Source organism: Streptomyces sp. NPDC018947, from assembly GCF_044390505.1.
Taxonomy (GTDB): Bacteria; Actinomycetota; Actinomycetes; order Streptomycetales; family Streptomycetaceae; genus Streptomyces.
In genome coordinates, this window is sequence record NZ_JBIRZD010000001.1 from 979291 (window position 1) to 1003169 (window position 23879).

General features: G+C 73.1%; 18 protein-coding genes. 7 read left to right on the forward strand and 11 right to left on the reverse strand.

Annotated elements, in window-relative coordinates:
* The first annotated feature begins 36 nt into the window (after positions 1 to 36).
* A complete protein-coding gene (locus tag ACH499_RS04380) occupies positions 37 to 975 on the forward strand; it encodes a LysR family transcriptional regulator (protein WP_399013761.1) in 939 nt (312 codons plus the stop codon).
* Between the two features lie 336 nt (positions 976 to 1311).
* Positions 1312 to 3156: a glycoside hydrolase family 3 protein gene (locus ACH499_RS04385; protein ID WP_399013762.1), complete on the forward strand. Its 1845-nt coding sequence runs from the start codon at positions 1312 to 1314 to the stop codon at positions 3154 to 3156.
* A gap of 288 nt (positions 3157 to 3444) precedes the next feature.
* Here the strand turns inward: ACH499_RS04385 and ACH499_RS04390 are convergent, their stop codons facing one another.
* From ACH499_RS04390 to ACH499_RS04405, 4 genes are all read right to left on the reverse strand, one after another.
* Entirely contained in the window at positions 3445 to 4869 is a 1425-nt protein-coding gene (locus tag ACH499_RS04390; protein WP_356196444.1) for a S28 family serine protease, read from the reverse strand.
* 92 nt (positions 4870 to 4961) lie between these two features.
* Complete coding sequence (locus ACH499_RS04395; RefSeq protein ID WP_399013763.1) at positions 4962 to 5357, reverse strand: hypothetical protein; 396 nt, start codon at positions 5355 to 5357, stop codon at positions 4962 to 4964.
* A gap of 86 nt (positions 5358 to 5443) precedes the next feature.
* Positions 5444 to 9169 (reverse strand): ABC transporter ATP-binding protein, encoded by a 3726-nt coding sequence (locus ACH499_RS04400; protein ID WP_399013764.1) that lies wholly within the window; start codon positions 9167 to 9169, stop codon positions 5444 to 5446.
* A gap of 446 nt (positions 9170 to 9615) precedes the next feature.
* Positions 9616 to 9990, reverse strand: coding sequence for a VOC family protein (locus ACH499_RS04405; protein ID WP_356196438.1), 375 nt, complete (start codon positions 9988 to 9990; stop codon positions 9616 to 9618).
* 344 nt (positions 9991 to 10334) lie between these two features.
* Between ACH499_RS04405 and ACH499_RS04410 the strand changes: the two genes are divergently transcribed.
* Together ACH499_RS04410 and ACH499_RS04415 are read left to right on the forward strand one after the other, a co-directional pair.
* Positions 10335 to 11177 (forward strand): endonuclease, encoded by an 843-nt coding sequence (locus ACH499_RS04410; RefSeq protein WP_356196435.1) that lies wholly within the window; start codon positions 10335 to 10337, stop codon positions 11175 to 11177.
* 43 nt (positions 11178 to 11220) lie between these two features.
* Positions 11221 to 11601, forward strand: coding sequence for a hypothetical protein (locus ACH499_RS04415; protein ID WP_356196432.1), 381 nt, complete (start codon positions 11221 to 11223; stop codon positions 11599 to 11601).
* A gap of 18 nt (positions 11602 to 11619) precedes the next feature.
* Here the strand turns inward: ACH499_RS04415 and ACH499_RS04420 are convergent, their stop codons facing one another.
* The 3 genes from ACH499_RS04420 to ACH499_RS04430 form a co-directional block, all read right to left on the reverse strand.
* Entirely contained in the window at positions 11620 to 13305 is a 1686-nt protein-coding gene (locus tag ACH499_RS04420) for a thiamine pyrophosphate-binding protein (protein ID WP_399013765.1), read from the reverse strand.
* Complete coding sequence (gene speB, locus ACH499_RS04425; RefSeq protein ID WP_356196427.1) at positions 13302 to 14270, reverse strand: agmatinase; 969 nt, start codon at positions 14268 to 14270, stop codon at positions 13302 to 13304. Before speB ends, ACH499_RS04420 begins: the two co-directional genes overlap by 4 nt.
* A gap of 61 nt (positions 14271 to 14331) precedes the next feature.
* Positions 14332 to 15792, reverse strand: a complete 1461-nt coding sequence (locus tag ACH499_RS04430) for a sodium:solute symporter (protein WP_356196425.1) — start codon at positions 15790 to 15792, stop codon at positions 14332 to 14334.
* Between the two features lie 222 nt (positions 15793 to 16014).
* Here ACH499_RS04430 and ACH499_RS04435 point away from each other — a divergent pair, with 222 nt between their 5' ends.
* Both ACH499_RS04435 and ACH499_RS04440 read left to right on the forward strand, forming a co-directional pair.
* Positions 16015 to 17508 carry a PucR family transcriptional regulator ligand-binding domain-containing protein gene (locus tag ACH499_RS04435; RefSeq protein WP_399013766.1) on the forward strand — a complete coding sequence of 498 codons (1494 nt, stop codon included), beginning with the start codon at positions 16015 to 16017 and terminating at the stop codon, positions 17506 to 17508.
* A 78-nt stretch (positions 17509 to 17586) separates the two neighbouring features.
* A complete protein-coding gene (locus ACH499_RS04440; RefSeq protein ID WP_356196421.1) occupies positions 17587 to 18378 on the forward strand; it encodes a phosphatase in 792 nt (263 codons plus the stop codon).
* A 7-nt stretch (positions 18379 to 18385) separates the two neighbouring features.
* On the opposite strand, the gene ACH499_RS04445 is transcribed toward ACH499_RS04440, so the two are convergent.
* The 4 genes from ACH499_RS04445 to ACH499_RS04460 all read right to left on the reverse strand — a co-directional run bounded on the left by ACH499_RS04445 (position 18386) and on the right by ACH499_RS04460 (position 22157).
* A complete protein-coding gene (locus ACH499_RS04445; RefSeq protein WP_399013767.1) occupies positions 18386 to 19360 on the reverse strand; it encodes a cation diffusion facilitator family transporter in 975 nt (324 codons plus the stop codon).
* 5 nt (positions 19361 to 19365) lie between these two features.
* Positions 19366 to 20238, reverse strand: a complete 873-nt coding sequence (locus tag ACH499_RS04450; protein WP_356196416.1) for an acyl-CoA thioesterase II — start codon at positions 20236 to 20238, stop codon at positions 19366 to 19368.
* Positions 20239 to 20246: 8 nt separating this feature from the next.
* A complete protein-coding gene (locus ACH499_RS04455) occupies positions 20247 to 21404 on the reverse strand; it encodes an acyl-CoA dehydrogenase family protein (RefSeq protein ID WP_399013768.1) in 1158 nt (385 codons plus the stop codon).
* Positions 21405 to 21539: 135 nt separating this feature from the next.
* Complete coding sequence (locus ACH499_RS04460) at positions 21540 to 22157, reverse strand: TetR/AcrR family transcriptional regulator (RefSeq protein ID WP_356196411.1); 618 nt, start codon at positions 22155 to 22157, stop codon at positions 21540 to 21542.
* Positions 22158 to 22254: 97 nt separating this feature from the next.
* Here ACH499_RS04460 and ACH499_RS04465 point away from each other — a divergent pair, with 97 nt between their 5' ends.
* A complete protein-coding gene (locus tag ACH499_RS04465) occupies positions 22255 to 23871 on the forward strand; it encodes a carboxyl transferase domain-containing protein (protein WP_356196409.1) in 1617 nt (538 codons plus the stop codon).
* Positions 23872 to 23879 lie beyond the last annotated feature (8 nt).

Sequence of the window (23879 nt, forward strand, 5' to 3'; positions counted from 1 at the left end):
CGCTGTCCGCTGTTCCGCCGTGCCCCGGGAGCCGCCATGCTCGATCTCCAGCGCCTGCGCGCGCTGCACGCCGTCTCCGTCCACGGCACCGTCGGGGCGGCCGCCGCCGCGCTCGGCTTCACCCCCTCCGCCGTCTCCCAGCAGATCGCCAAGCTGGAGCGGGAGACCCGGACGGTGCTCCTCGAACGGGAGGGGCGCGGGGTGCGATTGACCGACGAGGCGTGGGAACTGGCCGCGACAGCCCGTGAGTTGATGGCGATCGTGGAGCGCGCGGAGACCGGGCTCGAAGAGCGGCGCGGGGTGCCGGCGGGGCGGCTGGACATCGCCGCGTTCGCGTCGGCGGCGCGCGGGCTGATGCCGTCCGTACTGGCCGATCTGGCGGCGCGTCACCCGGCGCTCGACGCCCGGCTCACCGAGGTCGATCCGCACCTGTCCGTGGATCTGGTGGCGAAGGGCGCGGTGGATCTCGTCGTCGCCCACGACTGGGACATCGCGCCGCTGCCCGCCCCGGCCGGGGTGGAGCAGGCGCCGATCGGCGACGACCTGTGCGACCTCCTCGTCCCCGAGGGGCACCCCTTCGCGGGGCGCGGGGCGGTGCGGCGCTCGGAGCTGGGCGGGCAGCGCTGGATCTGCCAGCCGCCCGGCCGGGTCTGCCACGACTGGCTGGTACGGACCCTGCGCGCGGCCGGGCACGAGCCGGACATCGTCCACCGGGCCGAGGAGAACCCGACCCTGGTCGCCCTGGTGGCCGCCGGGCTCGGCATCGCGCTGATCCCCCGGCTGGGGCGGGGACCGCTGCCCCCGGGGGTGGTGCGGGTGCCGCTCGACCCGATGCCCGTACGGCGGCTGTACGCGCTGTGGCGCACGGGGGCGGCCCGGCGCCCGGCGATCGCCGAGACGGTGCGCGCGCTGCGCGACCACTGGCCCCGCGTGTGCGCGCAGGCGGGCCCGGCCGCGGACCACGCGCCACGCTGAGCCGCCGCCCCGCACGCCGTGCCCCGGCCGCGGCGGCGCCGGAACCCGCTCGCCGTACCGTGCGTCCGAGGGGCGGTTGCCGGGAGGGTCTCCGCGGCGCGGTGTCGGCCCCGCCGTCCGCGAGCGCCGGCCACTCTCCCTCCGTGCCGCGGCCGGCCGCCCGCCTCGCCGGCGCCCCTCCCCGACCGGCGGCGGCGCCTCCCTGCCTCACCCCTTCGGACGACTCCTGTGCGCTCCCTTGACTGGCAGAAACTTCCCGGATATTGAAGACACCTTGGAAGTTTCCTTCAGCAGCTCTCCAGCGATCCCCAGCGGATCACTCCGGAAGGAGCGCACGTGCACGACAGCAGCACGGCCGGCCCGGGCAGCACCGCACGACCCTCCAGACGCACCGTCCTCGCCGCCACCGCCGGCGTCACCGCGGTGCTCGCGACCGGCACCGCCGCCTACGCGGGACCGCGCCGGCCCGACGACGACAAGCTCCGCGCCCTCATCTCCCGCATGTCGCTGGAGGAGAAGGTCGGCCAGCTCTTCGTGATGCGGGTCTACGGCCACTCGGCCACCGCCCCCGACCAGGCCGACATCGACGCCAACCTCAAGGAGATCGGCGTCCGCACGGCCGCCGAGCTGGTCGCCAAGTACCGGGTCGGCGGCGTCATCTACTTCGCCTGGGCCCACAACACCCGCGAACCGCACCAGATCGCCGACCTGTCCAACGGCATCCAGAAGGCGTCCCTGTCGCTGCCGCGCGGGCTGCCGGTGCTCATCTCCACCGACCAGGAGCACGGCATCGTGGCCCGCGTCGGCGAGCCGGCGACCCTCTTCCCCGGCGCCATGGCCGTCGGCGCGAACGGCTCGCGGTCCGACGCCCGCACCCTGGGGCAGGTCTCGGGCGCCGAGCTGCGCGCGCTGGGCATCCGGCAGGACTACTCCCCCGTGGCCGACGTGAACGTCAACCCGGCCAACCCCGTGATCGGCGTGCGTTCCTTCGGCGCCGACCCCCAGGCGGTGGCCCGCATGGTGGCGGCCGAGGTGACGGGCTATCAGCGCTCCGGCGTCGCGGCGTGCGCCAAGCACTTCCCCGGGCACGGGGACACCGCCACCGACAGCCACACCGGCCTGCCGGTCATCACGCACAGCCGCGCCCAGTGGGAGACGCTGGACGCGCCGCCGTTCCGCGCGGCGATCGAGGCCGGCATCGACTCGATCATGACCGCGCACCTCGTCGTCCCGGCCCTCGACGACTCCGGGGACCCGGCCACCCTCTCCCGTCCGATCCTCACCGGCATCCTGCGCGAGGAGCTCGGCTACGACGGTGTCGTGGTCACCGACTCCCTCGGCATGGAGGGCGTGCGGACCAAGTACGGCGACGAACGGGTGCCGGTGCTCGCGCTCAAGGCCGGCGTCGACCAGCTCCTCAACCCGCCCGACCTGGACCTCGCGTGGAACGCGGTGCTGACGGCCGTACGCGACGGTGAGCTGACCGAGGCGCGGCTCGACGAATCGATCCTGCGCGTGCTGCGGCTGAAGGCCAAGCTGGGACTGTTCGAGGACGCCTACACGAGCGGCGCGGACGTCGACCGCACCGTCGGCACCCCCGGGCACCTGGCCGCCGCCGACCGGATCGCCGAGCGCGGCACCACCCTGCTGGTCAACGAGGGGAACCTGCTGCCGCTGTCCCGGCGCAGGACGCCGCGGCTGCTCGTCGTCGGCGCCGACCCCGCCTCCCCGTCCGGCACGACGGGTCCGCCGACGGCCACGCTCGCGGGCGCGCTGGGCGAACTGGGCTTCACCGCCACCGCACTGTCCACGGGCACCGCACCGTCCGCCGCCGTCATCGACCGGGCGGTCGCCGCCGCCGGGGACGTGGACGCGGTGGTGGTCGCCACGTACAACGTCACCGGGAGCAGCGGTCAGCGCACGCTGGTCACCCGGCTGCTGGCCACCGGGAAGCCGGTGGTGGCGGTGGCGGTCCGCAACCCGTACGACGTGGCCCAGCTCCCCGGCGTCCCCGCGTACCTGGCCACCTACTCCTGGACGGACGTCGAGGTGCGGGCGGCGGCCCGGGTGATCGCCGGACGGGTGCGGCCGCGCGGGAAGCTGCCCGTGCCGGTGGTGCGCGCGGACGATCCCGCGACCGTGCTCTACCCGCTCGGACACGGGCTGTCGTACCGGGCGTAGCTCTGCGTACGGCACGCGCCCGCCACCGTACGCAGAGCACATCGCCCCGCGTCCGTGTGGCCCGCCGCGGCGGGTCACACGGACGCGGGGATCCGGGGACTGCGATGCGTGGAAGACGGCGGGCGGGTGCGCCGTCGCTGTCCGCCGCGCCGCCGGCGGGCTGCCGGAGCCCGTCGGCGGGCGGGGCGGACGGGGACGGCCGCCCGGTGGGCCGCGCCCGGCCGCCGTGAGCGTGTGCGTCGCCAACGGCCGGGCGTGCCCCGGGTGTTGTCAGGCAGCCGCGCGGCGTCACGGACGCAGCGTCGACTCCTTGCGCACGTCCCGCTTGTCCAGCTTGGCGTCGAACGCCGCCAGCGGACGGGCCGCGGACGGGTTCTCCTGGACGGTGGCGGACGCGACGCCCGCCCACTCGAGGATCCGCGCGGTGGCCAGAGCCTTCTGCTCGGGCACCAGGCCGGCGACGTTGGCGCCGTGGTTCATGCCGGGGGCGGTGAACACGTAGGAGTCACGCGCTCCGTGGCCGAGGCGGAACGGCTCGGCGCCCCACGGGTCGTTCTCGCCGTACACGAACAGCATCTGGTTCGCGTGGTGCCGCACCCACGTGTCCACGTCGCGCATCGCCGACGGCTGGAACGTCATCGGGATGTCGCGGGGCACGAAGTTGCGCGGCGGCTGGTAGCCGTAGCGGATGTACTTCTTCTCGATGTGCGGGAAGTGGATCGTCGGCGCACCGAGCTGCGTGCCCGCCTGGTAGTAGTACGGCGTGTACGTCGTCAGGCCCTGGTCGGTGTAGGCCGAGAAGCCGGAGATCGTGTCGACCGACTCCCAGATCGCGTCGTCCGTGGCGTTCTTGGCGTCCGCGGGGATGTCGGCGCAGTCCTTCAGGGTGCTGTACTGCCAGAAGCCCCAGACGTAGTCGAGGACGACGGCCTCGTACGCGCGGTCCAGGCTGCCGATGGTGTCGAAGGTGTAGCCGTTCTCCGCCGCGTACGCCGCGTACCTCTTCTCCAGCGGCGCCCGGCGCACCAGCGCCTCGCGCTGCACGCCGTTCAGGCGGTCGCGGCACTCCTGGGTGCCGACGTCGGCGAAGAAGCGGTCGTAGGCCGAGTCCTCCTTGTTCACCACGTCGTTGGGGGCGACGTAGGCGACGACGCCGTCCATGTCGCGCGGGTAGAAGCGCTCGTAGTAGGTGGCGGTCATGCCGCCCTTGGAGCCGCCGGTGGAGATCCAGTTCCGGGAGTAGACCGGCTTGAGGGCCTCGAAGATGCGGTGCTGGTCGCTGGCCGCCTGCCAGATGTCCAGCTTGGACCAGTCGGCCGGCTGGGGCCGGGACGGGGTGAAGAAGCGGTACTCCATGGAGACCTGGTTGCCGTCCACGATCTGGGTCGGCTCACGGCGGCTGGGGTTGGTGGAGACGTTGTAGCCGCCGGTGTAGAAGACCGTCGGACGGGCGGTGTCCTTGTGCAGCACGGTGATCCGCTGCTGGAACGTGCCCTTCGACGGGTTCCTGTGGTCCACCGGCTGGGTGTAGTTCAGGACGAAGAAGCGGTAGCCGGTGTACGGCTTCTCCTCGATCAGGCTCATGCCCGGTATGGACAGCAGCCGGTCCTTGATGTCGACGGCCTTCGGCTCGGCGGCGGTGGCCGCCCCCGCCGTGCTGACGGTGCCTATGAGCACCACGAGCGCCAGCAGCCATCTGAGCGCCTTGCGCATGCACCCTCCCTTGGAAACATCTGTGCGCCGGAAGCTATCGGAGCAAGTCGTCCGCGCACCAGGGGAGATGGGGAAATGGCGTGGGCGGGCGCTCAGCAGAGGATCCAGCCGGAGGCGACCGCGCCCCGGTCCACCCCGCCCCGCACCCGTACGCACCGCTGCCCGGCGTGCACGGTCACCGGGCCCGCCCGGTAGGAGTAGCGCCCGGAGTCCACGACGGGCCGGCCGCCGCGCGGCTGCACGCCGACGGACATCGTGCGCGGAGTGCCGGCCTTCTTCGGGACGGTGACGGCGCAGACGTAGCCGCCGCGCTTGTGGACGTGCACGGACCCGGTGGAGAAGGTCAGCGTGCGCACCTTGCGGCCCGCGCAGCCCGCCGCGGCCGCCTGCGCGTCGTGCGGTGCCGCGACAGCGAGGAGCCCGGCGGCGGTCAGCACGGCGATCCCGGCCGCCAGCCGTCGGCGTGTCCCGCCGCCCTGCCTGCCCACTGCGGTCCCCTCCGTACGGCGGTCACTGCGTACGGAGGTACGGACGCGCGCCGGGGGCCGAAAGGTTGCGCGATTCCGCGTCGTGGTCAGCGGGCCGCGCCGACCGGCTCCTCCGGCTCGGCCGCCCCGACGAAGGTCCGCCACAGCCGCGCGTACCGCCCGCCGAGCGCCAGCAGCTCGTCGTGCGTACCGTCCTCGGCGACCCGGCCGTGGTCCATGACGACGACCCGGTCCGCGCGGGCGGCCGTGGTCAGCCGGTGGGCCACCACCAGGGTCGTGCGGCGGCCCGCGAGACGGTCGGTGGCCTGGTTGACCTGCGCCTCCGTGGCCAGGTCCAGGGCGGCCGTCGCCTCGTCGAGGAGCAGCACGTCGGGGTCGACGAGTTCGGCGCGGGCCAGCGCGATGAGCTGCCGCTGCCCGGCGGACAGGTTGCGGCCCCGCTCGGCGACCTCGTGGAGGTAGCCGCCCTCCAGCGTGGCGATCATCTCGTGGGCGCCGACCGCACGCGCCGCCGCCTCCACCTCGGCGTCGGTGGCGTCCGGCCGCCCGTAGGCGATGGCGTCGCGGATCGTGCCGGGGAAGAGGTAGGCCTCCTGGGGGACGACGCCGAGGCGGTGCCGGTAGGCGGTGAGGTCGAGGTCGCGCAGGTCCCGCCCGTCGACGGTCACCCGTCCCGCGGTCGGGTCGTAGAACCGGGCGACCAGCTTGACCAGCGTCGACTTGCCCGCGCCCGTCTCGCCGACGAACGCGACGGTCTGCCCGGCCGGGATCGTGAGGTCGATGCCGGTGAGGGCCGCCTCCGCGTCGTCGCCGCCGTAGCGGAACTGCACGCCCTCGAAGGCGATCTCGCCGCGCAGGGACGGCACGTCGAGGGGCTCGCGGGGGGCCTGCGTGGAGGTGGGTTCGCGCAGCAGCTCCTGGATCCGGCCGAGGGAGACGGTCGCCTGCTGGTAGCCGTCGAAGACCTGGGAGAGCTGCTGCACGGGCGCGAAGAACAGGTCGATGTAGAGCAGGTAGGCCACCAGGGCACCGGTCGTCAGCGTCGCGTCGTCGATGCGCCCGCCGCCGACGATCAGCACGGCGGCGGCCGCCCCGGAGGACAGGAGCTGCACGAACGGGAAGTAGACCGAGATCAGCCACTGCCCGCGGATGCGCGCCCGGCGGTAGCTGTCGCTGCGCTCGGCGAAGCGCCGGCCGCCGTCGCGCTCGCGCCGGAACGCCTGCACGATGCGCAGCCCGGCCACCGACTCCTGGAGGTCGGCGTTGACCGTCGACACCCGCTCGCGGGCGAGTTCGTACGCCTTCACGCTGGCCCGGCGGAAGAAGAACGTGGCGACGATCAGCGGCGGCAGCGTGGCGAAGACGACCAGGGCGAGCTGCACGTCGATCACCAGCAGGGCGACCATGATGCCGAAGAAGGTGACGACCGAGACGAAGGCGGTGACCAGGCCCGTCTGGAGGAACGTCGACAGCGCGTCGACGTCCGTGGTCATCCGGGTCATGATCCGGCCGGTCAGTTCGCGCTCGTAGTAGTCGAGGCCGAGCCGCTGGAGCTGGGCGAAGATCTTCAGGCGCAGGGAGTACAGGATCCGCTCGCCGGTCCGCCCGGTCATGCGGATCTCGCCGGTCTGCGCCGTCCACTGGGCGAGCACGGCGAGCAGGCCCAGCAGCGAGGCCGCCCAGACCGCGGCGAGGGCGAGCCGGGTGACGCCGTCGTCGATGCCGTGCCGGATCAGGACCGGCAGCAGCAGGCCCATGCCGGCGTCCACGGCGACCAGGGCGAGGCTGACCAGCAGCGGGCGCCCGAAGCCCCGCAGCAGGCGCCGCAGCCCGTACGACTCCTCCGGCAGCACGGCACGCGCCTCGTCGACGTCGGGGACGTCGACGGCCGGGGGCAGGGCGTCGACCTGCGCGAGCAGCTCGGGGGTGGCGGGGGTGCCGGCGAGCGCGGTGTCCTTGGGCGCGCGGTCGCCGGTCCACAGCCGCGGGGTGACCCCGCGTTCGGCGTCGAACTCGGCGTCCAGCTCGTCGCGTACGGAGGTGTCCTCCTCCACCTCGGCCGGGCGGGCGTGGCCGGGCGAGACCGCGCCCAGCTCGTCCGGGTCGGTGAGCAGGCGGCGGTAGAGGGCGGAGCGCTCCTGGAGTTCGTCGTGGGTGCCGATGTCGGCGAGGCGGCCGCGGTCGAGGACGGCGATGCGGTCGGCGAGGCCGAGGGTGGAGCGGCGGTGGGCGATCAGCAGGGTGGTGCGGCCCCGCATGACGTGTGCCAGGGCCTCGTGGATCTCGTGCTCGACGCGGGCGTCCACGGCGGAGGTGGCGTCGTCCAGGACCAGCAGCCTGGGGTCGGTGAGGATCGCGCGGGCGAGGGCGACGCGCTGGCGCTGGCCTCCGGAGAGGGTCAGGCCGTGCTCGCCGACGGTCGTGTCGTAGCCGTCGGGCAGGTCGGTGATGAATCCGTGGGCCTGCGCGGCCCGGGCGGCGGCCTCGATCTCCTCGTCGGTGGCGTCGGGGCGGCCGTAGGCGATGTTGGCGCGGACGGTGTCGGAGAAGAGGAACGAGTCCTCGGGCACCAGCCCGATCGCGGCCCGCAGCGAGTCCAGCGTCAGCTCGCGCACGTCGTGCCCGCCGACGAGGACGGCGCCGCGCGTCACGTCGTAGAAGCGCGGCAGGAGCAGGGAGACCGTGGACTTGCCCGAGCCGGAGGAGCCGACGACGGCGAGGGTCTCACCGGGCCGGATCTCGAAGGAGAGGCCGTCCAGGACGGGCCGGTCGGGGTCGTAGCCGAACGACACGTCGTCGAACTCGACGGTGGCGGGCGCGTCGGCCGGGAGCTCCTTGGTGCCGTCGGTCAGGGACGGCTCGGTGTCGATCAGCTCCAGGACGCGTTCGGTGCCGGCGCGGGCCTGCTGGCCGACGGTGAGGACCATCGCGAGCATGCGGACCGGGCCGACGAGCTGGGCCAGGTAGGTGGAGAAGGCGACGAACGTGCCGAGGGTGATGTGCCCGCGCACGGCCAGCCAGCCGCCGAGGGCGAGCATGGCGACCTGGCCGAGGGCGGGGACGGCCTGGAGCGCCGGGGTGTAGGTGGCGTTCAGCCTGATCGTCCGCAGCCGCCCGGCGAACAGCCGGCGCCCGACCTCCCGGAGCTTGCCGGTCTCCTGCTCCTCCTGGCCGAAGCCCTTCACCACGCGTACGCCGCTGACCGCGCCGTCGACCACGCCCGCGACGGCGGCGGCCTGGGCCTGGGCGTACCAGGTGGCGGGGTGCAGGCGGGTGCGGCTGCGGCGGGCGATGAACCACAGGGCGGGGGCGACGGCCAGCGCGACGAGCGTGAGCGGCGGGGACAGCCACGCCATGATCACCAGGGAGATCAGGAAGAGCAGGACGTTCCCGATGGTCATCGGGAGCATGAAGAGCAGGCCCTGGATGAGCTGGAGGTCGCTGGTGGCCCGCCCGACGACCTGCCCGGTGGACAGCTCGTCCTGCCGCCGGCCGTCGAGCCGGGTGATCGTGTCGTACATGTCGGTGCGCAGGTCGTGCTGCACGTCGAGGGCGAGACGGCCGCCGTAGTAGCGGCGGACGTAGGTGAGGCCGTAGACGACGAGCGCGGCGCCGACGAGCACACCGGCCCAGGTGGCCATGTCCCTGCTCTTGTCGCCGATGACGTCGTCGATGATCACCTTGGTGATCAGCGGGACGAGGGCCATGACGGCCATGCCCGCGAGGGACGATCCGAGGGCGAGGACGACGTCCTTGGGATACCGCCAGGCGTACCCCGCCAGTCGCCGTGCCCATCCCCGCTGCGCGTCCACGCGGTGCCCTCCGGTCGGTCGTTCCGCTCACCTGATCTACCGCAAGGCACCAACACGGGCGAGCGGGGATTTCATCCCGCCGCAACATTCGGGGCACGGAGCGGGCCGGGCGGAGACGACCGCGGGCCGGTCCGGGCCGGCCTGCGGCCCAGGTGGCGGGCAGGCCTGGCGGCGGCCCGAGCGGCGGGCGGGTGACGGCCCGGACGGCGGACCGGCCCCGGTGGCCCCAGCGGCGAGCAACCCGAGCGGCGAGCAGGCGGCGGGCGGCCCGGACGGCGGTGGCCCGGGCGGCAAGCGGCCGGGCGGTGAGCGGCCCGGACGGCATCTCCCGCAGCAGGGCCGTCACCGCCTCCCGTCCCGACCCACCGGAGATGATCACTGTGCCGGGCTGCCGGACCGCCCGGCCGGGCGTGCGGGGCGCGGTGCCCGGCCGGGTGCGCCTTCCTTTACAGGTAGGGGCGGGTGATCAGTTCGACGGCGTGACCGGAGGGGTCCTTGAAGTAGACGCCCCGGCCGCCGTGCTCGGTGTTCGTCTCGCCGGGGCGCCGCATCTGCGGGTCGGCCCAGTACTCGACGCCGCCGTCGCGCAGGCGCCCGCAGGCGCGGTCGAAGAGGTCGTCGTCGACCAGGAACGCGTAGTGCTGCATCTGGATGTCGACCGGGGGCTCGGCGAACTGGAGCAGTACGCCGTCGGCGAGCTGGATGTTGGTGAAGGGACCCCAGGACGGCGCGGCCGGGACTTCCAGCAACTCCCGGTAGAAGCGGGCGGATTCCTCGCGGTCCTGGGCGGCGATGATGGTGTGGTTGAACGTGGCTGCCATACGGCTGACCTCACGGTGACGCGGCGGGAAGCGGACTGGGCGGGCTCGTGGAGACGCACGAGCACCGGGGGTCCGCGTGCCGCGGCGAGGGGGTGGCCGACGCGCACCCGACGCGCGGTCAGACCTCCACCGGGTCGCCGATCCGTGTGTGGCGCAAGGCCGTTCCGGTGTTCACGTCGCGCAACGGTAGTCGATGCGGTCCGTCACCACAACGCGCCCGCCGGACACGGCAGTCCGGTCCTCGTCACGCAATCGCCACCTCTTCTTCACGCGCATGCCCGCATGTCCATGTCACTCTCTGCGGTATCACCCAGACATCAACCCGCGTAGATCGGACACCCCACATGCTCGCGATACGCATACCCGCACACCGGCGGCGCCGGACGGCGACCGCGCTCGCCGCGGCCGCGCTCATCGGCGTCGCCGCCCCCACGCTCTCCGCCACCCCGGCGACGGCGACGGCCCGGACGGCATCGGGCGCCACGGCCACCGCCGGTGACTACGACTCGACCTACTACAAGGACGCGATCGGCAAGACCGGGTCCGCGCTGAAGTCCTCGCTCCACACGATCATCGACGACCAGACGAAGCTCTCGTACTCGGCCGTCTGGGACGCGCTGAAGAACACCGACCAGGACCCCGCCAACAGCGGCAACGTGATCCTGCTCTACTCCGGCATCTCCCGCAGCAAGTCGCTCAACGGCGGGGACACCGGGGACTGGAACCGCGAGCACGTCTGGGCCAAGTCGCACGGCGACTTCGGGACCTCCATCGGGCCCGGCACCGACCTGCACCATCTGCGTCCCGAGGACGTCCAGGTCAACAGCATCCGCGGCAACAAGGACTTCGACAACGGCGGCAGCGCCGTGAGCAACGGCGGCGGCAGCCTCACCGACTCCGACTCCTTCGAGCCCCGCGACGCCGTCAAGGGCGACGTGGCCCGCATGATCTTCTACATGGCGGTCCGCTACGAGGGTGACGACGGCTGGCCCGACCTGGAGGTCAACAGCAGCGTCAACAACGGCAGCAACCCGTACATCGGCAAGCTCGCCGTACTGAAGGCGTGGAACGCCGAGGACCCGCCGGACGCCTTCGAGCAGCGCCGCAACCAGGTCATCTACGACTCCTACCAGCACAACCGCAACCCGTTCGTCGACCACCCGGAGTGGGTCGAGGCGATCTGGTAGTCCGGTCGTCTGACCGCCGTGGCCGATGGGTAGGGAGGTGGCCATGGCAGACGAACCGGAGAGCGCCGCCCGGATGTGCGGGCGGCTGTGGGCGACGCTGGTCGTGCTGAGGGCTGTCGGGGAGGACCGGGGTCGCAACACGGACCTCCTCGACGAGGACTGGCTCGACAAGGCGCAGAAGCACCCCGCCGACCACCTCGGCAGACAACTCGCCCTGGCGGCGGAACACCTGTGCAAGGCCCGGCGGCGCGGCGCCCGGCACGGCGAAGCCGCCACGCGGCTGTTCCTGGCGATACCCGGGTACGTCCCGAAGGACGGCAGGATCCCGTCGTCCTTCGGCGGCGAGCCGCGGGGCACCGAGTTCGCCAAGGCGTACCACGAGCAGCGCGGCGCGTACGCCGAGTACAAGCCGCTGTTCAAGTGACCCGGCCCGGGCCGCCGTTCAGCCCAGGTGCGTCGGGGCGAACATGCGCAGTACGGCGGGGAGGACGACCACCGAGGGGCCCGGGGCGGCCAGTGCCCGCGCCAGGTCCGCCTCCAGGGTCTCCGGTGACGTCCGCACCCCCGGCACCCCGAAGGACTCGGCCAGCGCGACGTAGTCGGGCCGGGTCAGTTCCGTCGCGGTGGCCTGCCCGAACGCGTCGGTCATGTACTCGCGCAGGATGCCGTAGCCGCCGTCGTCGACGATCAGCCAGGTGACGTTCAGGCCGTACTGGCGGGCCGTCGCCAGTTCGGCGACGGAGTACAGGGCGCCGCCGTCGCCGGACACCGCCAGCACCGGGCGGGTCGGGTCGGCGGCCGCCGCTCCCAGCGCGGCCGGGAAGCCGTAGCCGAGGCCGCCGGCGCCCTGCGCGGAGTGCATGGTGTTGGGTGCCCCGGCGTCGAAGGCCGACCAGGCCCAGTAGGCCAGGATCGTCATGTCCCAGAAGGAGGGCGCGTCCTTCGGCAGTGCCCTGCGCACGGCCGACAGGACGTCCTGTTCCAGGGTGAGTTCCTGGGAGGCGATGCGTTCGCGGACCTTGTCCAGCAGCTCACGGACGCGCTCCGGCGCCGTCGGGTCGGTCCGCTCCCCCACCGCCTCCAGCAGGGCCTGGAGGGCGAGGCGGGCGTCGGCGTGGATGCCCAGGGCCGGGTGGTTGGACTCCAGCTTGCCGAGGTCGGCCTCGATCTGGATCACCCGGCCGCGCGGGGCGAACGTGTGGTAGTTGGAGGAGAGTTCGCCGAGGCCCGAGCCGACCACCAGCAGGACGTCGGCGTCCTCCAGGAAGTCCGTCGTGTGCCGGTCCTCCAGCCAGGACTGGAGGGAGAGCGGGTGCGTCCAGGGGAAGGCGCCCTTGCCGCCGAAGGTCGTCACGACGGGGGCCCGAAGCCGCTCGGCGAGCTGCCGCAGCTTGCCGGAGGCGTCCGCGCGGACCACTCCCCCGCCCGCGATGATCGCGGGGCGCCGGGCGCGCGTCAGCAGATCCGCGGCGACCGCCGTGAGTTCGACGCGCGGCGGCAGGTCCTCCGGGGTCGCGTCCACCGCCGTCACCACCGGCAGGCTCGTCGCCAGGAGCAGGACGTCCTGCGGGATCTCCACCCACACCGGGCCGTGCGGGGCCGTCAGCGCCGACTTCCAGGCCTCCGCGATCGCGGACGGGATCTGGGACTGGGTGCGGACGGTGTGCACGGACTTCACCACGCCTCGGAACGACGCGGCCTGGTCCGGGAGTTCGTGCAGATAGCCGTGCCGGCCGCCGCCGAGGCCGGCCGTCGGGATCTGGCTGCTGATGGCCAGGACGGGCGCCGAGGCGGCCCGCGCCTCCTGGAGCGCGGCCAGGGAGGTGAGGGCTCCCGGGCCGGTGGACAGGAGCAGCGGGGCCGCCTCGCCGGTGATGCGGCCGTACGCGTCGGCGGCGAACCCGGCGTTGTTCTCCACCCGCAGGCCGACGTAGCGCAGGTCCGAGCGGCGCAGGGCGTCGAACATGCCGAGGGCGTGCTGGCCGGGCAGGCCGAAGACGGTGGTCGCGCCGAGCCCGGCCAGGGTCTCCACGACCAGGTCTCCGCCGTTGCGGCCGGGGGGAGGATTGAGGGCGGCCTCCGTCTGGGCGGCGTTCGGACGGAGCTCCAGGTCGTGGTCGTGGGTCACTTCGAACGGGCCTCGGCGATCTGGCGGGACATGATGGTGGTCAGTTCGTACGCGGTGTGGGACGCGGCCACCGAGGTGATCTCCGCGTGGTCGTAGGCGGGGGCCACCTCGACGACGTCCGCCGAGACCAGGTTGCAGGAGGCCAGGCCGCGCAGGATCTCCAGCAGCTCGCGGGAGGTCATGCCGCCGGCCTCGGGGGTGCCGGTGCCGGGGGCGTGGGCCGGGTCCAGGCAGTCGATGTCGATGGAGATGTACAGCGGCCGGTCGCCGATGCGCTGACGGAGCTGGTCGGCGACCTCGTCGGCGCCGCGGCGGTAGACGTCGGCGGAGGTGACGATGCCGAAGCCCATCTTCTCGTCGTCGGTCAGGTCCTTCTTGCCGTACAGCGGGCCGCGGGTGCCCACGTGGGAGAGCGCCTCCGTGTCGAGGATGCCCTCCTCGACCGCGCGCCGGAACGGGGTGCCGTGCGTGTACTCGGCGCCGAAGTAGGTGTCCCAGGTGTCCAGGTGGGCGTCGAAGTGCAGCAGCGCGACCGGGCCGTGCTTCTTGGCCACCGAGCGCAGCAGCGGCAGCGCGATGGTGTGGTCGCCGCCGAGGGTCATCAGGCGGGCGCCGGTGCCGAGCAGGTCGTCGGCGGCGGCCTCGATCGTCTCGACGGCCTCGTTGATGTTGAACGGGTTCACCGCTATGTCGCCGCCGTCGGCGACCTGGGCGAGGGCGAAGGGGGAGGCGTCCTGGGCCGGGTTGTAGGGGCGCAGCAGCCGGGAGGCCTCGCGGATGGCGTTGCCGCCGAAGCGGGCGCCCGGCCGGTAGGAGACGCCCGAGTCGAACGGGACGCCCACCACGGCGATGTCGGCGGTACCCACCTCGTCCAGGCGGGGCAGCCGGGCGAAGGTCGCGGGTCCGGCGTACCGCGGGACGCGGGAGGAGTCGACGGGGCCGCGGGGCGTCTCGTTGCTGCTCATGAATTGCCTTCCTTCTTACGCTTCTTCGCGTATTTACTGCTCTGTACTACCCGGTACGACTCTACTGGTGAGCCGGCTCCGGTTCGGGTGCGTCCGCGGGGGCCCGGCCGGCCAGGCGCTCGCGCCAGGCGTCCAGGACGGCCGCGTCGGTGGGGCGGGTCGCCAGGGAGACGGCGACGTAGACGACCAGGGAGGCCAGCAGGCCGTAGTAGACGGGCTCGTTGGCGAGGATGCCGTAGCCGGCCATGAGGCCGACGACCGCGAGACCGCCGACCGCGACGGCGGCGAGGGCGCCCTGCGCGGTGCCGCGCTTCCACAGCAGGCCGCCGAGGATGGGCACGAGGAGGCCGCCGACGAGGAGGTTGTAGGCGACGGTGAGCGCCTCGACGACGTCGTTCAGGGCGATGGCGGTGACGATCACGGCGACGCCCATGACGAGGATGAAGGCGCGGTTGCCCTTGACCTCGTCGTGCTCCTCGCCGGTCCCGCGCACCGCGCCGCGCAGCCGGGACCAGATGTCGTTGTTGGCGACGGTGGCGCAGGCGATGAGGGCGCCGGAGGACGTGGACATCACCGCGGCCAGGGCGGCGGCCAGCACCAGTCCGCGCACACCGACGGGGAGTTCGTCCTTGACGATGGTGGCGAAGGCGTCGTCGGCGCTGGCGAGGTTCGGGTAGAGGACCTTGGCGGCCGTGCCGATGACCGCGCCGGCGACGGCGTAGACGAGGCAGTAGGTGCCGGCGACGGTGCCGCCCCACTTGGCGGTGCGGTCGCTGCCCGCGGTGAAGACGCGCTGCCAGATGTCCTGCCCGATGAGCATGCCGAAGGTGTAGATCAGCACGTAGGTGAAGATCGTCTCGCCGCCGATGCCCAGCGGGTCGAAGTACGAGGTGGGGAGCTGGGCCTTCATCTCGCCGAAGCCGCCCGCCTTGACGACGGCGATGGGCAGCAGCAGGAGCAGGACGCCGATGGTCTTCACCACGAACTGCACCATGTCGGTGAGGGTGATGGACCACATGCCGCCGAGGGTGGAGTAGGCCACGACGATCGTGCCGCCCAGGATGATCGCGAGGGTGCGGTTCACGTCGAAGAGGACGTCGAAGATCGTGGCGTAGGCGATGGTGGAGGTGACGGCCAGCATCAGCGTGTACGCCCACATGACGACGCCGGAGATGATGCCCGCCCGGCCGCCGTAGCGCAGGTCCAGCATCTCGGAGACGGTGTAGACCTTCAGCCGGGCGATGCGGGCCGAGAAGAAGACGGACAGGGCGAGGATGCCGAGGCCGATGGTGACGACCATCCAGGCGCCGGAGAGGCCGTACTGGTAGCCGAGGCCGACGCCGCCGATGGTGGACGCGCCGCCGAGGACGATCGCCGCCATGGTGCCCGAGTACATCGCGGGGCCGAGCCGGCGGCCGGCGACGAGGAACTCGCTCTTGGACTTGGCGCGGCGCATGCCCCACCAGCCCATGGCGAGCATGCCGGCGAGATAGACGACGATCACGATGTAGTCGACGGCCATGTGGGGCCCTCCTTCACGCACTCGGTGGCGTGTCGTGCTGATGGGGAGTTGTCCGGGGGGACATTCCGGTGGCGCCTGGCGGGGACATCCGCCCGTACCCGCGGCAGCCGGTCCGATACCGGTGGGGAATTCCGGTCCGGATAGACACTAGGTGGCCGAAAAGCGCCTGCGAAGTGTACGTTTCATCCATTCCGGCGCTCAGGAACAGAGGGAACGTCCACCATGAAGGAGCAGGTCACTCCTCCCACACCTCCGGTGTCCCTCGCGGCCCTGCTGTCCCGCGAGGACCTCGCCCTGCGCCAGATCACCGGGCCCCCGGCCGCGGAGGTGGCGGTCCACTGGGCGCACACCTCGGAGATGGCCGACCCCTACCCCTATCTGCTGGGCGGCGAGCTGCTGCTGACGGCGGGCGTGCACATCCCCGCGGCGGGGACGGAGAGCGAGTACGGCGCGTACGTCGCCCGCATCGTGGAGGCGGGCGGAGCGGCCCTCGGCTTCGGGGTGACGCCGGTGCACGACACCGTGCCGCCGGGGCTGGTCGCGGCGTGCGAGGCGTCCGGGCTGCCGCTGGTGGAGGTGCCGCCGCGGACGACGTTCTCGGGCGTGGCCCGTGCCGTGTGGCAGCTCATGGCGCAGGCCCGGCTGGCCGAGCTGCGGCGCGTCTCCGAGGCCCAGCAGGCGCTGGCCGCGGCGGCGTCCCGGCCGGATCCGGTGCCGTCGGTGCTGCGGCGGCTGGCCGCGCGGCTGGACGGGCGGGCGGTGCTGTACGGGCCGGAGGGCGTCGAGATCGCGGCGGCGGGGCGGGAGCCGGTGCCCGAGGTGCGCCCGGCGCTGGCGGAGCTGGCGCGGTTCGTCGCGAGCCGGACCTCCACGACCGCCGCCGACACGGTCGCCGACACCCGACTGGCCGCCTACGCCCTGGGCACCGGCGGGGGCTTCGTCCTCGGGGTGGCGGCACCGCAGCGGGAGCCGGGGGACCACACCATCGCGTCGGTCGCCGCCGTACTGCTCTCCCTGCTCACCGGCGAGCACCAGAGCGGCACGGGAGCGGCCCGCTCGTCCGCCCTGGTACGGCTGCTGCTGGGCGCCCGCCCCGAGGAGGTCGCGCCCCTGCTCGACGGCGACGGGGAGGCCCGCTGGCACGTCGTCCACGCCCGCCCGGACACCGGCACCCCCGACCCGGTCGCCGCCTCCGCGTTGGGCGCCGCCCTCGGCTCGCCCCTGGTCGACCCGGCCGGCAACGTCGTACGGGTCCTGGTCCGGGCGGATCCGCCGCGGGGCGGGGCCGGCGACCGGGGCACCGGTGGCCCGGCCGCGCAGCGGGGCTGGACGCTGGGGGTGAGCGCCGCCGTGGGGCCGGGCGAGTGGGCCGCCGCCGACGCCCAGGCCGCGCGGGCGCTGGCGCGGGCGCGGGCCACCCGGGTGCCGGTGGTGCGGCACGGCGGCCGGCCGGGCCTCGCCGACCTGGTCCCGGACGCCGAGGCCGAGGCGCACGCCCGTGCGCTGCTCGCGCCGGTCGCGGACCTCCCGGCGCTGACGGAGACGCTGCGCGTGTGGATCTCCCTGCACGGGAGCTGGGACCGCACCGCCGTCGCCCTGTCGGTGCACCGCAACACCGTCCGCCAGCGCATCGCCCGCTGCGCGGACCTGCTGGACGCCGACCTCGACGACGCCGACGTACGGATGGAGCTGTGGTTCGCGCTGCGCCGGCTGTGACCGGCGGGGCCGGGTGACGCCCGTCCCAGCGCGCGGAACGCCGCAGACGGCGCGGCGGGGCTGCCCCACAATGGAGCCATGCCGATACCCGGGACACCCAGCCGCAAGGAACTCGCCGAGCATCTCGTCAGAACGCGTATCGCGGGGGATGTCGCCACTCCCCGCGAGAACAACCTCTCCCACTACCGGAAGCTGGCGAACGGCGACCGCAACTACTGGCTCGGTCTGGAGCTCGGGGACCGCTGGAGCGACGAGCAGGACGTGCTCGCGGTGATGGCGGAGCGGGTCGGCGTCAACGACGACCCGGAGTACCGGTACGGCCAGGACACCATCGACCCGGAGCTGACGGTGGCCGCGCTGGAGCGCATGGCCGGCCGGCTGCGCAAGGCGGCCGACGGCGGGCAGCGGGTGCTGTTCGCCACCGGTCACCCGGGCGGCCTGCTCGACGTGCACCGGGCCACGGCCGCCGCGCTGCGTGCCGCCGGCTGCGAGATCGTCGTGATCCCGGAGGGGCTGGCGACGGAGGAGGGCTACGTCCAGCAGTTCGCGGACGTGGCGGTGCTGGAGCACGGCGCCTCGCTGTGGCACACGCACTCCGGGGAGCCGATGAAGGCGATCCTGACCGGTCTGGAGCGCGCGGGCCGCCCCCTGCCCGACCTGGTCGTCGCCGACCACGGCTGGGCGGGTTACGCCGGCCAGCACGGCGTCGACTCCGTGGGCTACGCCGACTGCAACGACCCGGCGCTCTTCCTCGCCGAGTCCGAGGGCACCGTCCAGGTCACGGTGCCGCTGGACGACCACGTGGTCAGCCCCCGCTACTACGACCCGATGACGGCGTACCTGCTCGCGGAGGCCGGACTGAGCTGGTGACCGCGCGTCAGGGCCAGGGGTTCAGCCCCTCCCGGCGGCGCTGCGCGAACCCGGGCGTCGGGTCGAGGTAGACCCGGCGCACCACCGGGAACTCCTCGCGCAGCCGCTGCTCCGCCCGCTCGCAGGCCCACTCGATCTGCGCGGCCGTCGACACGTCCCGGAAGTCGACCTTGGCGGCGACCAGCGCCTCCCGCGGCCCCTGCAGGAGGGTGGTCAGCTCCAGGACGGCCTCGATGTGCTCGACGGCCAGCAGTTCGGCCCGGACGCCGTCGCGCACCCCGGCGGGCAGCGGGCGCCCGATGAGGAACTCGGCGTTGGACCGGCCCAGCACCCAGGCGACGTACAGGAGCAGCGCGCCGATGCACAGGGAGGCGGCGCCGTCCCAGACCCCGGAGCCGGTGAGCTGTCCGCCGAGCAGGCCGCCCGCGGCCAGCGCCAGGCCGGCCAGGGCGGCGGAGTCCTCCAGGACGACGGCCTTGACGGCGGTGTCCGGGGTGCGGCGCAGATAGCGGCCGAAGGGGACCTCGTACCGGCGGGCCTCGCCGCGCGCCTGTCTCAGGCCGGTCCGCAGGGAGTAGCCCTCCAGCAGGAAGGCGACGGCCAGGACGACGTAGGACACCAGCGGGTCGCCGGGCTCCTCGCCGTGGGTGAGGGTGTGGACGCCGTCGTAGAGGGAGAAGACGGCGCCGCCGACGAAGGTGGCGACGGCGGCGAGCAGGGCCCAGATGTAGCGCTCGGGGCCGTGACCGAGGGGGTGGTCCTCGTCGGCGGGGCGCTCGCTGCGCCTGAGCGAGGTCAGCAGCAGGACCTCGGTGACCGTGTCGGCCACCGAGTGCGCGGCCTCCGACAGCATCGCGCTGGACCCGCTGATCGCGCCGGCGACGGCCTTGGCGACGGCGATGCCCAGGTTGGCGAGGGCGGCGACGATCACCGTGGAGGTGCTCTCGCCGCCGCCGTTCGTCGCGCTCGCGGGTTCGGCCATGCCCCTCAGTGTTCCCGAGGGACGCGGACCACGCCTTCCTGGATGACCGATACGGCGAGCCGGCCGTCCTGCGTGTGGATGCGGGCCTGGCCGAGGCCCCGGCCGCCGGACGCGGACGGCGACTGCTGGTCGTACAGCAGCCACTCGTCGGCGCGGAAGGGCCGGTGGAACCACATGGCGTGGTCGAGGGAGGCCCCGACGACGTCGCCGACGGCCCAGCCGCCGCGGCCGTGCGCGAGGAGCACCGAGTCGAGGAGGGTCATGTCGGAGACGTAGGTGGCGAGGACGACGTGCAGCAAGGGGTCGTCGCCGAGCTTGCCGTTGGTGCGGAACCACACCTGGGAGTGCGGTTCGCGCGGGGTGCCGAAGTCGCCGAACGGCGGGTCGTCCACGTACCGCAGGTCGACCGCGGCCCGGGCCTCGAGAAGGCGTTCCACGGTGTCGGCGGGCAGGTGCGGGTAGCTCCGCAGCCGCTCCTCGCCGGTGGGCAGGGTCGCCGGGTCCGGGGCGGGCGGCATCGGGACCTGGTGGTCGAGCCCTTCCTCGTACGTCTGGAAGGACGCGGACAGGCCGAAGACCGGCTTGCCGTGCTGGACGGCGACCACGCGGCGGGTGGTGAAGGAGCGGCCGTCGCGCAGGCGGTCGACGTTGTAGACGATCGGGGCGCCGGGGTCGCCGGGGCGCAGGAAGTACGCGTGCAGGGAGTGCGGCTGCCGGTCGCCGGGGACGGTGCGCCCGGCGGCGACCAGGGCCTGGGCCGCCACCTGCCCGCCGAAGACCCGGGGGACGACGGCGGACCGGGAGCGCCCGCGGTAGATGTCCTCCTCGATCCGCTCCAGGTCGAGCAGATCGAGGAGGGACTGGAGTGCTTCGCTCATGCCCGGGGCTACAGGCCCATGTCCTTGGCGATGATCGTCTTCATGATCTCGCTGGTGCCGCCGTAGATGCGGTTGACGCGGTTGTCCGCGTACAGGCGGGCGATCGGGTACTCGTTCATGTAGCCGTAGCCGCCGTGGAGCTGGAGGCAGCGGTCGATGACACGGTGGGCGACCTCGGTGCAGAACAGCTTGGCGCTGGCGGCCTCGGCGGGGGTCAGCTCGCCGGCGTCCAGGGCCTCGGTCGCGCGGTCGGCGACGGCCTCGGCGGCGTCGACCTCGGCCTGGCAGGCGGCCAGCTCGAACTTGGTGTTCTGGAAGTGGGCGACCGGCTTGCCGAAGACGGTGCGCTCCTGCACGTACTGCTTGGCGAACCGCACGGCGGCCTTGGCCTGGGCGTAGGCGCCGAAGGCGATGCCCCAGCGCTCGGAGGCCAGGTTGTGGCCGAGGTAGGAGAAGCCCTTGTTCTCCTCGCCGAGCAGGTCCTCGACGGGCACCTTGACGTCGACGAACGCCAGCTCGGCGGTGTCGGAGGTGCGCAGGCCCAGCTTGTCCAGCTTGCGGCCGACGGAGTAGCCCTCGGACTTGGTGTCCACGGCGAACAGGGAGATGCCGAAGCGGCGGTCGTCCTCGCGGGGCGCGGAGGTCCGGGCGCAGACGATCACCTTGTCGGCGTGGACGCCGCCGGTGATGAAGGTCTTGGCACCGTTGAGGACGTAGTGCGAGCCGTCCTCGGAGAGCTTGGCGGTGGTCTTCATGCCCGCGAGGTCGGAGCCGGTGCCCGGCTCGGTCATGGCGATGGCCCACATCTCCTCGCCGGTGACGAACTTCGGCAGGTACCGCTTCTTCTGCTCGTCGGTGGCCAGCATCTTGATGTAGGGCAGGGCGAGCAGCACGTGCACGCCGGAGCCGCCGAACTGGACGCCCGCGCGGGCGGTCTCCTCGTAGAGGACGGCCTCGAACTTGTGGCTGTCCATGCCCGCGCCGCCGTACTCCTCGGGCACGTTGATGCCGAAGATGCCGAGTTCACCGAGCTTGTAGTAGAACTCGCGCGGCGCCTGGCCGGCGGCGAACCACTCGTCGTAGACGGGGACGACCTCGGCCTCGATGAAGGCGCGGAGGGTCTCGCGGAACGCCTCGTGGTCCTCGTTGAACACCGTACGGCGCACGGCGCCACCTCCAGGGTACGTGTCTAAGCGCTTGCTCAGACTTCACCGTACCGGTGGGTAGGGAGAGGCGTCCAGACCGTGGCGCGGGTAACCCTCGTCACTCCGCGGGGCCCGCACGGCCGGCCCCGGCACCCCCTACGCCTCCTCCACCGCGACCGCCGCGAAGGCCCCCCGGGCCATGCGGTGGAGCAGCGACGCCGTGACCGCGCGGCCCGGCAGCGAGCCCGGGCGGCCCAGGTGCGGGGTGGAGTTCAGGAGGCCGAAGACCGAGTGCACGGCCGAGCGGGCGACGGGCTCGGCGAGGTCCGGATAGACCTCGCGCACCACCCCGACCCATAGCTCGACGTACTGCCGCTGGAGCTGGCGCACCAGCTTGCGGTCGCTGTCCCGGAGGCGGTCCAGCTCGCGGTCGTGCAGGGTGATGAGCGGGCGGTCGTCGAGCGCGAAGTCGATGTGACCCTCGATGAGCGAGTCGAGGACCGCTTCGGGTCCCGCACCGGAGCCGTCCACCCGCTCGTGCTCCGCCAGACGTCGCTTCGCCCCGGTCAGCAGCGAGTCGCTGATGCCGACCAGCAGCTCGGCGAGCATCGCGTCCTTGCCGGCGAAGTGCCGGTAGAGACCGGGGCCGCTGATGCCGACCGCGGCCCCTATCTCGTCGACACCGACGCCGTGGAAGCCGCGCTCGGCGAAGAGCCGGGCCGCCTCCTTGAGGATCTGCTCGCGGCGGGTGGGGGCGTCGGTTCTCGTGGCCATGGGTCCGATTCTAGACAGGGAGGTTAGCGGTCGTTAACCTGAAGGAAATGCGTTAACGCTCATTAACTGGTCGACCACTGGGTGAGGGGACCGCAGGATGCACGAGGCACCGGAGCTGACGAGCGCGGCCGACCCCGCGTCGGAGGCCTTTCGGGCCAACGAGGAGGCGCACCGCGTCCTCGTGGAGGAGCTGCGCGCCAAGCTGGCGGCGGCCCGGCTCGGCGGCGGGGAGCGGGCCAGGGCCCGGCACACCGCGCGGGGCAAGCTGCTGCCGCGCGACCGCGTCGACACGCTGCTGGATCCGGGCTCGCCGTTCCTGGAGCTGGCGCCGCTCGCGGCCGACGGGCTCTACGACGGACAGGCCCCGGCGGCCGGCGTCATCGCCGGCATCGGTCGGGTCTCCGGCCGGGAGTGCGTGATCGTCGCCAACGACGCCACGGTCAAGGGCGGCACGTACTACCCGATGACCGTGAAGAAGCACCTGAGGGCACAGGAGGTGGCGCTGGAGAACCGGCTGCCCTGCCTCTACCTCGTCGACTCGGGCGGCGCCTTCCTGCCGATGCAGGACGAGGTGTTCCCCGACCGCGAGCACTTCGGGCGGATCTTCTACAACCAGGCCCGGATGTCGGGTGCCGGCATCCCGCAGATCGCCGCGGTCCTCGGCTCCTGCACGGCGGGCGGCGCGTACGTCCCGGCGATGAGCGACGAGGCGGTGATCGTGCGCGGGCAGGGCACGATCTTCCTGGGCGGGCCGCCGCTGGTGAAGGCGGCCACCGGTGAGGTGGTCACGGCCGAGGAGCTGGGCGGCGGCGAGGTCCACTCCCGCGTCTCGGGCGTGACCGACCACCTCGCGGAGGACGACGCGCACGCGCTGCGCATCGTGCGCAACATCGTCTCGACGCTCCCCGCACGCGGCACGCCGCCCTGGGAGGTGCGGCCGGCCGTCGAGCCGAAGGCCGACCCGCAGGGGCTGTACGGCGTGGTGCCGGTCGACTCCCGCACCCCCTACGACGTGCGCGAGGTCATCGCCCGCGTGGTGGACGGCTCCCGGTTCGCCGAGTTCAAGTCCGAGTACGGGCAGACCCTCGTCACCGGCTTCGCCCGCATCCACGGCCACCCGGTCGGGATCGTCGCCAACAACGGCATCCTGTTCTCCGAGTCGGCCCAGAAGGGCGCCCACTTCATCGAGCTGTGCGACCAGCGCGGCATCCCGCTGGTCTTCCTCCAGAACATCTCCGGCTTCATGGTCGGCAAGGACTACGAGGCGGGCGGCATCGCCAAGCACGGCGCCAAGATGGTCACGGCGGTGGCGTGCACACGCGTCCCGAAGCTGACGGTCGTGGTCGGCGGGTCGTACGGCGCGGGCAACTACTCGATGTGCGGCCGGGCGTACTCGCCGCGCTTCCTGTGGATGTGGCCCAACGCCAAGATCTCCGTGATGGGCGGCGAGCAGGCCGCGTCCGTGCTCGCCACGGTCAAGCGGGACCAGCTCGAAGCCCGCGGGGAGCAGTGGCCGGCCGAGGAGGAGGAGACCTTCAAGGCCCCGATCCGCGAGCAGTACGAGCGCCAGGGCAACGCCTACTACGCGAGCGCCCGGCTGTGGGACGACGGGGTCATCGAGCCCGCCGACACCCGCCGGGTGCTGGGCCTGGCCCTGACCGCCTGTGCCAACGCGCCGCTGGGCGACCCCCAGTTCGGCGTCTTCCGGATGTGAGGAGGGGA